The following is a 12952-nucleotide window of genomic DNA, read 5'->3' as shown; positions in this document are numbered from 1 at the left end:
TATAACTGAAAATCGCCACCGTGACACACCTAAGCCTTGTAGGATTTGTCATAATCGCGAGTAGGACGCACCTGCTTTGATCCAACCCAAAGCGGATTGCAAAATGCCTATTTACCTTGCTCGTTGAGTCGTACTCACAAGGATCGTTTATGCGGATAATCCCCCTTTCGCTCGCTCTGGCGACCCTGGTGGCAGCCCCTGGCGCCTTCGCTCAATCCTCTCCCCAGGCCCAATCCTGGGACAATGAGCCCTCTGGGTTTCTAGGCGTTCCGTTTCAAGGCGACTTCAAAGCCCAAGTCGCCGAATGCCCCGACAATAGCCCTCGCCAATCGACACTATGCCGGACCAGCACTTCGGACCCGGAGCGGTATGAGATCCATGGGCTGCCCTACATTCCGATCAACTCGGGATATCAGCTCTTCGCGGCGCTGAAGAACGGTGCAATCAGCCAGCTTATGTTGACCGGCAATGCCAGCAGCCTGGAACTGGTCGATGATTTCCTGACCGACACCCTCGGGCAGCCCAGCTCAAGCCTGAGCCGTCGAATTCAGTTAAGCTCTGGCGCTTCTTATGAGATGAAGACCATCTCATGGGAAGGCAAGCGAGTCGCAGTGCATTTTCAGCGAAACGAAAGTGACCTGAGCCGCTATACCGTGACCTTCACCCCTTCGGCAGCCGACGTCAAAACACTGGGGATGAGCTCGGCAGTCGATACTTCGCGCGAGGCATCGGCTGTTCGGTAGGGTCGGTGCAGGCTTGCCGGCAGAGGGGTGGCGCCTGGAGTTCGAGCGCGGCCCGCGCGACGCATCGCGTGCTGCTTTCGCCCCTACGTTTGTTTCGGGCCACTTATTCCTGCCCTGCGATACACCACTTGCCTAAAGGCCAACACCGGCGTAGCCAGTGCCATCCATCGCGTCGCCTGCTTCGCGGGCCGCTCTCATAGAACAACACATGACTCATTGGTTCGGCGAGGTTCTGTAGGAGCAGCCTTGTGCTGCGAAGAGGCCGGTACTGACAAAGCCTATCTGTTGCTTGTACCGACCCCTTCGCAGCACAAGGCTGCTCCTACAAGGAACGCGTCAGACGAGCGATAATTGTTCTCTGCGCGACAGCGCAGCCCGAAAGGGCTGGGCAATCTCCCACAAGAGATGCTGCCTGCTTCGAAGCCAGGTACCGGCCTGTTGAGAGCAGGCTTTTCGCGACACAGGGCCGCTTCACAAGGGGATCGTGCAAGTACTGGCAACATGGGCCAGACCACAGCCCCCCCCCCCCCCCCGCATGGACATCACCCGCCTTGAGGCCAGCACAGCCCATGTGGGAGCGGGCGCGCCCGCGAACACCGGTGTAGCCGGTGCCATCCATCGCGTCGCCTGCTTCGCGGGCACGCCCGCTCCCACAGGGGATCGCGCCAGTTTCGGGAGAGTTGGGCACACCGTTATACCGCTGAGGTAGCACATGCACTGAAGGCTACACCACCTTCTGTGGGAGCAGGCGATGCCATGGATGGCACCGGCTACGCCGGTGTTCGCGGGTGAACCCGCTCCCACAGAGGGATCGCGCCAGTTTCCGGAGAGGTGGACACACCATTATCCCACTGAGGGGGGGGCGGACACGCCAGCTGCTGGAGCCCGGACGCCTATGCCAATTGCTGCCGTGAGCCCGCTCGGGAAAAGCGTTTGCGCATCGCCAAGGCAGGCTTCTCTACCAGCCCCCACGACACATACCCCGCCAACCAGGACGCCGGCACGGCCGCCAACATCAGCCAGTAAGGCCCGGCCCATGGCATCGCCCACGCCAACACTTGCTGGATCGGAAATGCATACAGGTAGATACCGTACGAGTAATCCTCCACAAACGAAGGAAGCTTCAACTGCGGGCAATAAGCTACATACAACGTGCCGTACATCGTCAGAACGGCAAACGCAAAAACCTCAAGGCGCCCACCCTTGGCCAACACGAACAACGCAACAAAGGCAAAACACAGCCAGCCGGTATACGGGATCACCGCCCGGTACGAATAGAACACCGCCCCTGCCAGGAAGCACACCACCAGCTTGAACGGGTACTCCGCAAAGGCTGGATGCAGGGTATGCAACCCCAGGGCAACCACCAACGCGGCAAGCGTCAAACCTGTCATCGGCCACCGGCAAACCTTGGCCACCAGCACCAATAGCCACAGCACCACGTACATGCGCATTTCCAAAGGGATGGTCCACAGGCTGCCATTGACCGAAGCCCCATAGGGGCGCGGGGTAAAGCTCACCCCAGGCAAGAGGAACTGGGCATCCTTGAAAACCAGCAATGGGCTATAGACGTACCTGTAAACTTGACGCTGGGAAAGATACTCACCAAGCGGCAGCGAGGTAATGACAGGCCCTAGCACAAAGGCCATGAGCAGCAGGCACACGAGCAAGCCAGGCAAGATCCGCAATGCGCGGGCCAGGTAGAAATCCCGGGTGCTATTTTTTTCACCACTGGCCGCGATCAGGAAACCGCTGACCATGAAGAATACTTCCACGCCCAGACTATGAACGGGCACCGGCATGCCCAGCAGCAGCCCAGGGTCGGTGCAACCCAGGCACTCCAGATAGGAGAGCGCAAACGAATGCCCCACTACGACGGCAGTTGCCGCCAGCAGCCTGATGATCAGGAAATTGTTATCGCGCCCGCGACCTTCCATGACGTCGCCAAACATCAACATCGCACAATCCCCCGACATGGCCTTCTTTCAGCATAAAAAAAAGGCGACCCGAAGGTCGCCTTTTTTTACCGATCAAACAGAACTCAGTTCTGCTTGGCCATTGCTTCGCGCAGCAGCGCAGCCATGGTGGTGTCGGCAGCCGCTTCCGGAGCGTTTTTCAGGCTCTGGATGGCTTCGCGCTCTTCAGCATCGTCCTTCGACTTGATGGACAGGCTGATAACGCGGGACTTGCGGTCAACGCTGATGATCTTGGCTTCGATCTCTTCGCCTTCCTTCAGGACGTTACGCGCGTCTTCAACGCGGTCACGGCTGATTTCGGAAGCTTTCAGAGTAGCTTCGATGTCGTCGGCCAGAGTGACGATGGCGCCTTTGGCGTCAACTTCTTTCACGATGCCCTTGACGATAGCGCCCTTGTCATTGACAGCAACGAAGTTGGAGAACGGATCGTCTTCCAGCTGCTTGATGCCCAGGGAGATGCGCTCGCGCTCTGGGTCGACCGACAGGATGACGGTTTCCAGCTCGTCGCCCTTCTTGAAACGACGTACGGCTTCTTCGCCGGTTTCGTTCCAGGAGATGTCGGACAGGTGAACCAGACCGTCGATGCCGCCGTCCAGGCCGATGAAGATACCGAAGTCGGTGATCGACTTGATGGTACCGGTGATCTTGTCACCCTTGTTGAACTGGCCGGAGAAGTCTTCCCATGGGTTGGACTTGCACTGCTTGATGCCCAGGGAGATACGACGACGCTCTTCGTCGATGTCCAGAACCATGACTTCCACTTCGTCGCCAACCTGAACGACTTTCGACGGGTGGATGTTCTTGTTGGTCCAGTCCATTTCGGAAACGTGTACCAGACCTTCAACGCCTTCTTCCAGCTCAGCGAAGCAGCCGTAGTCGGTCAGGTTGGTAACGCGAGCCTGTACGCGAGTACCTTCTGGGTAACGGGCAGTGATAGCTACCCACGGATCTTCGCCCATCTGCTTCAGACCCAGCGAAACGCGGTTGCGCTCACGGTCGAACTTCAGAACGCGTACGTCGACTTCGTCGCCAACGTTAACGATTTCCGATGGGTGCTTGATGCGCTTCCAAGCCATGTCGGTGATGTGCAGCAGGCCGTCGATACCGCCCAGGTCCACGAAGGCGCCGTAGTCGGTGAGGTTCTTGACGATACCCTTGACCTGTTGGCCTTCCTGCAGGGTTTCCAGCAGGGCTTCGCGCTCGGCGCTGTTCTCGGCTTCCAGCACGCTGCGACGGGAAACGACAACGTTGTTGCGCTTCTGGTCCAGCTTGATGACCTTGAATTCCAGCTCTTTGCCTTCCAGGTGGGTGGTGTCGCGCACAGGGCGGACATCAACCAGGGAGCCCGGCAGGAACGCACGGATGCCGTTAACGTCGACAGTGAAGCCGCCCTTAACCTTACCGTTGATAACGCCCTTGACCACTTCTTCGGCGGCGAAAGCTGCTTCCAGAACAATCCAGCACTCGGCGCGCTTGGCTTTTTCACGGGACAGTTTGGTTTCGCCAAAGCCGTCTTCGACCGCGTCCAGCGCAACGTGAACTTCGTCACCGACCTTGATGGTCAGCTCGCCAGCTTCGTTGTAGAACTGCTCGAGCGGGATGACGCCCTCGGACTTCAGGCCAGCGTGTACGGTAACCCAGTCGCCGTCGATGTCGACAACGATACCGGTGATGATGGCACCCGGCTGAAGATTGAGGGTTTTCAGGCTTTCTTCAAAGAGTTCTGCAAAGCTTTCGCTCATTTTAATTCCTGTAGATTCGGGCGAAACAGACGCCCATAGCCACATTCCAGACAATGTGGGTTTGTTTTAAGTAAAGGAAAGCCGGCAGGACGTTGACTGGTGCCCCTGCCTGCTTTCCTGGCTATCAGAGAAGGTCGCGCAGTGCGATCTCGCTCCTGATATGTTGCAACACCTGCTCGATGGACAACTCGGTAGAGTCCAACTGAATGGCATCGACCGCTGGCTTCAGCGGGGCCACTGCACGTTGGGTGTCGCGCTCATCACGCGCACGAATCTCATCCAGCAGACTCGACAGACTAACATCTTCACCCTTGCCCTTCAACTGCAGGTAGCGGCGACGCGCCCGCTCCTCCGCGCTGGCGGTGAGGAAGACTTTCAACGGCGCGTCCGGGAACACCACGGTGCCCATGTCGCGGCCGTCGGCGATCAGGCCCGGCGCCTCGCGGAATTCGCGCTGGCGCACCAGCAGCGCATCGCGCACGGCCGGCAGCGAAGCAACCATCGAGGCACCGGCGCCGACGGTTTCGGTGCGGATGACGTTGCTGACGTCCTCGCCCTCGAGGATGATCTGTTGCAGCTTACCGGGCTCGGCGGCGATGAACTGCACATCCAGATGGGCGGCAAGCTTGGTCAGCAACTCTTCGTTGGTCAGGTCGACGCCGTGGTTGCTGGCGTTGAACGCCAGCAGACGGTACAGCGCGCCAGAGTCCAGCAACTTCCAGCCCAGCTCGCGGGCCAGCAGCCCGGCGACCGTACCCTTGCCCGAACCGCTTGGCCCGTCAATGGTGATGACTGGCGCCAGGGCACTCACGACTTGCCCTCTTCCGCCACGCGGATGCCCACTTCGGCGCACAGCGCCAGGAAGTTGGGGAACGAGGTGGCGACGTTGGCGCAATCGTGGATGCGGATCGGTGCGCTGGCGCGCAGCGAGGCAACGCTGAAGGCCATGGCGATACGGTGGTCACCGTGGCCATGCACTTCGCCGCCACCCAACTGGCCGCCGTCGATGATGATGCCGTCCGGGGTCGGCTCGCACTTGATGCCCAGGGTGATCAGGCCGTCGGCCATGACCTGGATACGGTCGGATTCCTTCACCCGCAACTCTTCGGCACCACGCAGCACGGTACGCCCTTCGGCGCAGGCAGCGGCGACGAACAGCACCGGGAACTCGTCGATGGCCAGTGGCACCAGCTCTTCAGGGATGTCGATACCCTTCAGCTTGGCGCCGCGCACACGCAGGTCGGCCACCGGTTCGCCGCCGACTTCACGCTGGTTTTCCAGGGTGATGTCGCCGCCCATCAGGCGCAGGATGTCGATCACGCCGGTACGGGTCGGGTTGATGCCAACGTGCTCCAGCACCAGCTCGGAGCCTTCGGCGATGGACGCTGCTACCAGGAAGAACGCCGCCGAGGAGATGTCGGCCGGCACTTCGATACGGGTAGCAGTGAGCTTGCCGCCGGACTGCAGCGAGGCCACCGGGCCGTTGCTTTCGACGCTGTAGCCAAAGCCGCGCAGCATGCGCTCGGTGTGGTCACGGGTTGGTGCAGGCTCGGTGACGGTGGTCTTGCCTTCGGCGTACAGGCCGGCCAGCAGCAGGCAGGATTTGACCTGGGCACTGGCCATCGGCAGCGTGTAGGTCAGCGCCTTGAGCTTGTGGCCGCCACGGATGGTCAGCGGCGGGCGGCCTTCAGGGCCAGTCTCGACCACGGCACCCATTTCGCGCAGCGGGTTGGCCACGCGGTTCATCGGGCGCTTGGACAGCGAAGCGTCGCCGGTCATGGTCACGTCGAACGGCTGGCCGGCCAGCAGGCCCGAAAGCAGGCGCATCGAGGTACCCGAGTTGCCCACATACAGCGGCCCGGGTGGTGGCTTGAGGCCGTGCAGGCCGACACCGTGAATGGTCACGCGACCGTGGTTCGGGCCTTCGATGACCACACCCATGTCACGGAATGCCTGCAGGGTCGCCAGCGCGTCCTCACCTTCGAGGAAGCCTTCGACCTCGGTGGTGCCTTCGGCCAGCGAGCCGAGCATGATCGAGCGGTGGGAAATCGACTTGTCGCCCGGTACGCGGATTCGCCCGGACAGGCGGCCACCCGGTTGGGCCAGGAAAATCAGATCGTTGGCGTTCATAGCGTCCACATAGGCCCGGCGGGCCAGGATTTTACTGAAATGCTCGCGGGCAACGCGTGCGCGGGTGAATACACCCAGCAGCTGGTGCCCGTCCCCTTCAGCGATCGCGTCGCGCAAGGCGTCGAGATCGCTGCGATATGTATCAAGCGTGCGCAGGACAGCGTCGCGGTTGGCGAGAAAGATGTCGTGCCACATGGTCGGGTCGCTGCCAGCGATTCTCGTGAAATCGCGGAAGCCTCCCGCAGCGTACCGGAAGATTTCGAGGTTTTCATTGCGCTTGGCCAGTGAATCGACCAGGCCGAAGGCCAGCAGATGCGGCAGGTGGCTGGTGGCGGCAAGCACTTCGTCGTGGCGTTCGACCGACATGTGCTCCACATCGGCGTCCAGCGCGCGCCACAAGCGGTCGACCAGGGCCAGGGCGGCCGGGTCGGTTTCGGCCAGCGGCGTGAGGATGACCTTGTGTCGGCGGAACAGGGCAGCATTGGAGGCCTCTACCCCGCTCTGCTCGGAGCCGGCGATGGGGTGGCCGGGGACGAAGCGCGGCAAGCGCTCCCCAAAGACGGCCCGCGCCTCACGCACGACGTTGCCCTTGGCGCTGCCGACGTCGGTGATGACGGCAGCGCCAAGGTCGAGCTTGGCCAGGCGGGCCAGGACTTTTTCCATGGCCAGGATCGGCACGGCCAACTGGATGACATCGGCACCGACACAGGCGGCGGCAAGGTCTTCTTCGCAGCGATCGACCACGCCCAGGGCCACGGCCTGCTTGCGGGAGGGGGCGTCCAGGTCGACACCGACCACTTCGCGGCACAGGCCGCTTTCACGCAGGCCCTTGGCGAACGAGCCACCGATCAGGCCGAGGCCGACCACGACCAGGCGGTTGATGATTGGCGCGGCTTTGGTTGTTACTGCTTTTACCACTGGTGCGAACCCTGTTCAGAAATCTAGACAGCCTGTGAGGGCCATTGGGGCTGCCTTGCAGCCCATCGCGACACAAGGCCGCTCCTACAGGGGCCAGTACAGTTTCGAGGCCTGCACAATACCTGTAGGAGCGGCCTCGTGTCGCGATGGGCCGCGCAGCGGCCCCAACCATCTCAAATCAAAGCACCGCCTTCGGATACGAACCCAGCACCTTCAGCGCCACAGCCTCCTGGCTGATCTGCTCGAGCACCGCCTTGATCAGCGGGTCGCGGTGGTGACCGACGAAGTCGATGAAGAACACGTAGGTCCACTTGCCGCTACGCGACGGGCGGGTCTCGATGCGAGTCAGGTCGATGCCGTTCTGGTGGAACGGTACCAGCAGCTCGTGCAAGGCACCCGGCTTGTTGCTCATCGAAACGATGATCGAGGTCTTGTCGTCGCCGGTCGGCGGCACTTCCTGGTTACCGATCATCAGGAAGCGCGTGGAGTTGTCCGGGCGGTCTTCGATCTTCTCGGCCAGGCGGGTCAAACCGTACAGGTTGGCCGCCATGTCGCCGGCGATCGCCGCCGAATTCCACTCGCCCTTGACCCGCTTGGCGGCCTCGGCATTGCTCGACACGGCCACGCGCTCCACGTTCGGGTAGTGCGCGTCCAGCCACTTGCGGCACTGGGCCAACGACTGGGCGTGGGAGTAGATGCGGGTGATGCTGTCGGTCTTGGTGTTCTCGCCCACCAGCAGGTGGTGGTGGATGCGCAGCTCGACCTCGCCGCAAATCACCATGTCGTGCTCGAGGAAGCTGTCCAGGGTGTGGCTGACCGCGCCTTCGGTGGAGTTTTCCACCGGCACCACGCCGAAGTTGACGGCACCGGCCGCCACTTCGCGGAACACTTCGTCGATGGCCGCCATCGGCCGGCTGATCACCGCGTGGCCGAAGTGCTTCATGGCCGCAGCCTGGGTGAAGGTGCCTTCAGGGCCGAGGTAGGCGATTTTCAGCGGCTCTTCCAGGGCCAGGCACGACGACATGATTTCGCGGAACAGCCGCGCCATCTCTTCGTTGTCCAGCGGCCCCTTGTTGCGCTCCATCACGCGCTTGAGCACGGCGGCTTCACGCTCGGGGCGGTAAAACACCGGTTTTTCGCCTTCCGCCAGCGAGGCGGTCTTGACCTTGGCCACTTCCTGGGCGCACCGGGCGCGCTCGCTGATCAGCTCGAGGATCTTCTCGTCGAGGCTGTCGATGCGAACGCGCAACGCCTTCAGTTCGTGCTCGGACATCAGCCGTGCTCCTTCTCGAATTCGGCCATGTAGGCCACCAGAGCTTCGACCGCTTCAAGGCCCAGGGCGTTGTAGATGGAGGCGCGCATGCCGCCTACCGAACGGTGGCCCTTGAGGTTGAGCAGGCCACGGGCATCGGCGCCGGCGAGGAAGGCCTTGTCCAGGCGCTCGTCAGCCAGGCGGAACGGCACGTTCATCCACGAACGGGCGTTGTGGCTGATCGGGTTGGTGTAGAACTCGCTGCTGTCGATGAAGCCGTACAGGCGGTCTTTCTTGGCGCGGTTGCGCTGTTCCATGGCATCGACACCACCCTGCTCTTTCAGCCACTCGAACACCAGGCCCGAGAGGTACCAGGAGTAAGTGGCCGGGGTGTTGTACATCGAGCCGTTGTCGGCCGATACCTTGTAGTCGAGCATGGTCGGGCAGCTGCTGCGGGCGCGGCCCAGCAGGTCTTCGCGCACGATCACCACTACCAGGCCGCTCGGGCCGATGTTCTTCTGCGCGCCGGCGTAGATCAGGCCGTACTGCGACACATCGATCGGGCGCGAGAGGATGTCGGACGACATGTCGACCACCAGTGGCACGTCACCGGTTTCCGGCACCCAGTCGAACTGCAGGCCACCAATGGTCTCGTTGGACGCATAGTGCACGTAGGCAGCGTTCTTGGTCAGCTTCCACTCGTTCTGGCCCGGAATGGCCAGGTAGTCGTAAGGCTTGGCGCTGGCGGCGACGTTGACGTTGCCGAAGCGGCGCCCTTCCTCGATGGCCTTTTTCGACCAGATGCCGGTCTCGATGTAGTCGGCGGTGCCGTTTTCCGGCAGCAGGTTCAGCGGGATTTCGGCGAACTGCTGGCTGGCGCCGCCCTGCAGGAACAGCACCTTGTAGTTGGAGGGGACGGACAGCAGGTCACGCAGGTCCTGCTCGGCCTTTTCGGCGATGGCCACGTAATCGTCGCTACGATGGCTCATTTCCATCACCGACAAGCCCTTGCCACGCCAATCCAGCATCTCGGCCTGGGCGCGCTGCAGAACAGCGTCAGGAAGCGCGGCAGGGCCTGCGCAGAAGTTAAAGGCTCGTTTGCTCACATCCACTCTCGCTCTGCCAAATGGTACAAATTCGTTTCTTGCAGGCCTCGCATCGCTCTTGTAGGAGCAGCCTTGTGCTGCGAATGGGACGCGTAGCGGCCCCGGCTATCCATGCGTTGACGCTGAAATCCCGGGGCCGCTTCGCGTCCCATTCGCAGCACAAGGCTGCTCCTACAAAAACAGCCTGCCCCTTCAGGGCCTGCCATTGCCTGCTGTAATCAGTCAAACGGGGCGACCTTGGTCGCCCCGTTCGGGTTTTACGCTTGCTTACTCCTGCGGGGCCTCTTCGGCACCAGCAGCTTCTTCGTTGTCTGGCACTTCGGCCTCGACACCCTCTTCGTCCGCCTCGATCCCATCATCGAGTTCGTCCTCGGAAGGCTCCTGGATACGCTCCAGGCCCACCAGTGTCTCGTCGGCAGCCAGCTTGATCAAGGTCACGCCCTGAGTGTTGCGGCCCAGGCTGGACACCTCGCCAACGCGGGTACGCACCAGCGTGCCCTGGTCGGAGATCAGCATGATCTCCTCACCTTCCTGCACCTGGATGGCACCGATCAGCAGACCGTTGCGCCCCTTGGTGCCCATGGCGATCACACCCTGGCCACCACGGCCGCGACGCGGGAACTTGGACAGCGGAGTGCGCTTGCCGAAGCCACGCTCGGAGGCGGTGAGGATCTGCGCGCCGGATTCCGGGATCAGCATGGAAATGATCTGCTGGCCCTTGCCCAGCTTCATGCCGCGCACGCCACGGGCGTTACGGCCCATCTCGCGCACCACGCTTTCAGCGAAGCGGATCACCTTGCCGGCGTCGGAGAACATCATGACCTCCTTGGCACCATCGGTGATGGCCGCGGCGATCAGGGTGTCACCTTCCTTCAGCTTCAGGGCGATCAGGCCGTTGGAGCGCGGACGGGCGAACTGCACCAGCGGGGTCTTCTTCACGGTACCCGAAGCGGTGGCCATGAAGATGTAGGCGCCGGTCGGCTCGGCCACCCACTCTGGGGTGTCGCCGTCTTCCTCGTCCACTTCCTCGGCCTCGACCACTTCGCCTTCGAGCACGGTGTCTTCCGCGTCCTCCAGCTCTTCGTCGGCGTCAGCGTTCTGCTGCAGGGCCTCGAGGTCGATCTGCAGCATGGCGGTGATGCGCTCACCTTCCTCCAGCGGCAACAGGTTGACCAGCGGGCGGCCTCGGGCGGCGCGGGACGCTTCAGGGATGTCGTAGGTCTTCAGCCAGTACACCTTGCCCTTGCTGGAGAACAGCAGCAGGGTGGCATGGCTGTTGGCAACCAGCAGGTGCTCGACGTAGTCCTCGTCCTTCACCCCGGTAGCCGACTTGCCTTTGCCGCCACGGCGCTGGGCCTGGTAGGCGGACAGCGGCTGGGTCTTGGCGTAGCCGCCGTGGGAGATGGTCACCACACGCTCTTCTTCCGGGATCATGTCGCCGTAGTTGAGGTCGTGGCGCGCATCGAGGATTTCGGTACGACGGGCATCGCCATATTCGGCGCGGATGGCTTCCAGCTCTTCGCGGATCACTTCCATCAGGCGCTCGGCGCTGCTGAGGATGCGGATCAGTTCGCCGATCTGCTCGAGGATTTCCTGATACTCGGCCAGCAGCTTCTCGTGCTCCAGGCCGGTCAGGCGGTGCAGGCGCAGGTCGAGAATGGCCTGGGCCTGTTCCGGCGACAGGTAGTACTTGCCTTCACGCAGGCCGTACTGCTCCGGCAGGTCCTCGGGGCGGCAGGAATCGGCGCCGGCGCGCTCGACCATGACCTGCACGGCACTGGATTCCCAGGCAGTGGAGACCAGGGCTTCCTTGGCTTCGGACGGGGTCGGCGAGGCCTTGATCAGGGCGATGACCGGGTCGATGTTGGACAGCGCGACCGCCTGGCCTTCAAGGATATGGCCGCGTTCGCGGGCCTTGCGCAGCTCGAACACGGTACGACGGGTCACCACTTCACGACGGTGACGCACGAACGCTTCGAGCAGGTCCTTGAGGTTGAGCAGGCGCGGACGCCCGTCGACCAGGGCCACCACGTTGATGCCGAATACGCTCTGCAGCTGGGTTTGCTGGTAGAGGTTGTTGAGCACCACCTCCGGCACCTCGCCGCGACGCAGCTCGATGACGATGCGCATGCCGTCCTTGTCGGACTCGTCGCGCAGCTCGGTGATGCCTTCGATCTTCTTCTCTTTGACCAGCTCGGCGATCTTCTCGATCAGGCGAGCCTTGTTCAGCTGGTACGGCAGCTCGGTAACCACGATCTGCTGGCGGCCACCGACCTTGTCGATGTCTTCGATCTCGGAGCGGGCGCGCATGTAGATGCGACCACGGCCGGTACGATAGGCCTCGATGATGCCCTGGCGGCCGTTGATCAGGCCGGCAGTCGGGAAGTCCGGGCCAGGGATGTGCTGCATCAGCTCATCGATGGTGACTTCGGGGTTGTCGATGAGTGCCAGGCAGCCATCGATGACCTCGCCGAGGTTGTGCGGCGGGATGTTGGTCGCCATGCCCACAGCAATACCGCTGGAACCGTTGACCAGCAGGTTGGGAATACGGGTCGGCATGACCGCCGGGATCTGCTCGGTGCCGTCGTAGTTGGGCACCCAGTCGACGGTTTCCTTGTGCAGGTCGGCCAGCAGCTCGTGGGCCAGCTTGGCCATGCGCACTTCGGTGTATCGCATGGCTGCGGCGTTGTCGCCGTCCACCGAACCGAAGTTGCCCTGGCCGTCGACCAGCAGGTAGCGCAGCGAGAACGGCTGGGCCATACGCACGATGGTGTCGTAGACCGCGGTGTCGCCGTGCGGGTGGTACTTACCGATCACGTCACCGACCACACGGGCGGATTTCTTGTACGGCTTGTTCCAGTCGTTGCCCAGTTCGCTCATCGCATAGAGAACGCGACGATGCACGGGCTTCAAGCCGTCACGCGCATCGGGCAGCGCTCGCCCGACAATCACGCTCATCGCGTAGTCGAGGTAAGACTGTCTCAGTTCGTCTTCGATATTGACCGGGAGGATTTCTTTGGCCAGTTCGCCCATGAGAAGCCTGATTCCTTTTTCTGGTGAAACTTCGCAGCTCCATCAAGGGCCG

8 protein-coding genes are annotated in these 12952 nt (G+C 62.2%); 1 reads left to right on the top strand and 7 read right to left on the bottom strand.

Annotated elements, in window-relative coordinates; all coding sequences use genetic code 11:
- Positions 1-149: 149 nt before the first annotated feature.
- A complete protein-coding gene (locus GYA95_RS02915) occupies positions 150-743 on the top strand; it encodes a hypothetical protein (protein WP_015269308.1) in 594 nt (197 codons plus the stop codon).
- Between the two features lie 893 nt (positions 744-1636).
- Here GYA95_RS02915 and GYA95_RS02910 read toward each other — a convergent pair.
- From GYA95_RS02910 to gyrA, 7 genes are all read right to left on the bottom strand, one after another.
- The gene (locus GYA95_RS02910; protein ID WP_015269307.1) at positions 1637-2701 is read right to left on the bottom strand and encodes an acyltransferase family protein; all 1065 of its coding nucleotides are present in this window, start codon (positions 2699-2701) and stop codon (positions 1637-1639) included.
- 83 nt (positions 2702-2784) lie between these two features.
- Positions 2785-4461 (bottom strand): 30S ribosomal protein S1, encoded by a 1677-nt coding sequence (rpsA, locus tag GYA95_RS02905; RefSeq protein WP_003252673.1) that lies wholly within the window; start codon positions 4459-4461, stop codon positions 2785-2787.
- A 124-nt stretch (positions 4462-4585) separates the two neighbouring features.
- Entirely contained in the window at positions 4586-5272 is a 687-nt protein-coding gene (gene cmk / locus GYA95_RS02900) for a (d)CMP kinase (protein WP_015269306.1), read from the bottom strand.
- Complete coding sequence (locus GYA95_RS02895; RefSeq protein WP_015269305.1) at positions 5269-7509, bottom strand: bifunctional prephenate dehydrogenase/3-phosphoshikimate 1-carboxyvinyltransferase; 2241 nt, start codon at positions 7507-7509, stop codon at positions 5269-5271. Before GYA95_RS02895 ends, cmk begins: the two co-directional genes overlap by 4 nt.
- A 178-nt stretch (positions 7510-7687) precedes the next feature.
- Positions 7688-8782: a prephenate dehydratase gene (pheA, locus tag GYA95_RS02890; RefSeq protein ID WP_013971453.1), complete on the bottom strand. Its 1095-nt coding sequence runs from the start codon at positions 8780-8782 to the stop codon at positions 7688-7690.
- Entirely contained in the window at positions 8782-9867 is a 1086-nt protein-coding gene (gene serC / locus GYA95_RS02885; protein ID WP_015269304.1) for a 3-phosphoserine/phosphohydroxythreonine transaminase, read from the bottom strand. Before serC ends, pheA begins: the two co-directional genes overlap by 1 nt.
- 267 nt (positions 9868-10134) lie before the next feature.
- Positions 10135-12900 carry a DNA gyrase subunit A gene (gene gyrA / locus GYA95_RS02880; protein WP_054572795.1) on the bottom strand — a complete coding sequence of 922 codons (2766 nt, stop codon included), beginning with the start codon at positions 12898-12900 and terminating at the stop codon, positions 10135-10137.
- Positions 12901-12952 lie beyond the last annotated feature (52 nt).

The sequence above is a fragment of the Pseudomonas asiatica genome (genome assembly GCF_009932335.1).
Taxonomy (GTDB): Bacteria; Pseudomonadota; Gammaproteobacteria; order Pseudomonadales; family Pseudomonadaceae; genus Aquipseudomonas; species Aquipseudomonas asiatica.
Note: the sequence above shows the minus strand (reverse complement) of the source record. Positions and strands in the feature narration are given on the sequence as shown.

What these genes read in the sequence shown, in the direction of transcription:
- GYA95_RS02915 (WP_015269308.1), top strand. Translation starts at nt 150, where the DNA reads ATGCGGATAATCCCCCTTTCGCTCGCTCTGGCGACCCTGGTGGCAGCC.
- GYA95_RS02910 (WP_015269307.1), bottom strand. Translation starts at nt 2,701, where the DNA reads ATGTTGATGTTTGGCGACGTCATGGAAGGTCGCGGGCGCGATAACAAT.
- rpsA (WP_003252673.1), bottom strand. Translation starts at nt 4,461, where the DNA reads ATGAGCGAAAGCTTTGCAGAACTCTTTGAAGAAAGCCTGAAAACCCTC.
- pheA (WP_013971453.1), bottom strand. Translation starts at nt 8,782, where the DNA reads ATGTCCGAGCACGAACTGAAGGCGTTGCGCGTTCGCATCGACAGCCTC.
- gyrA (WP_054572795.1), bottom strand. Translation starts at nt 12,900, where the DNA reads ATGGGCGAACTGGCCAAAGAAATCCTCCCGGTCAATATCGAAGACGAA.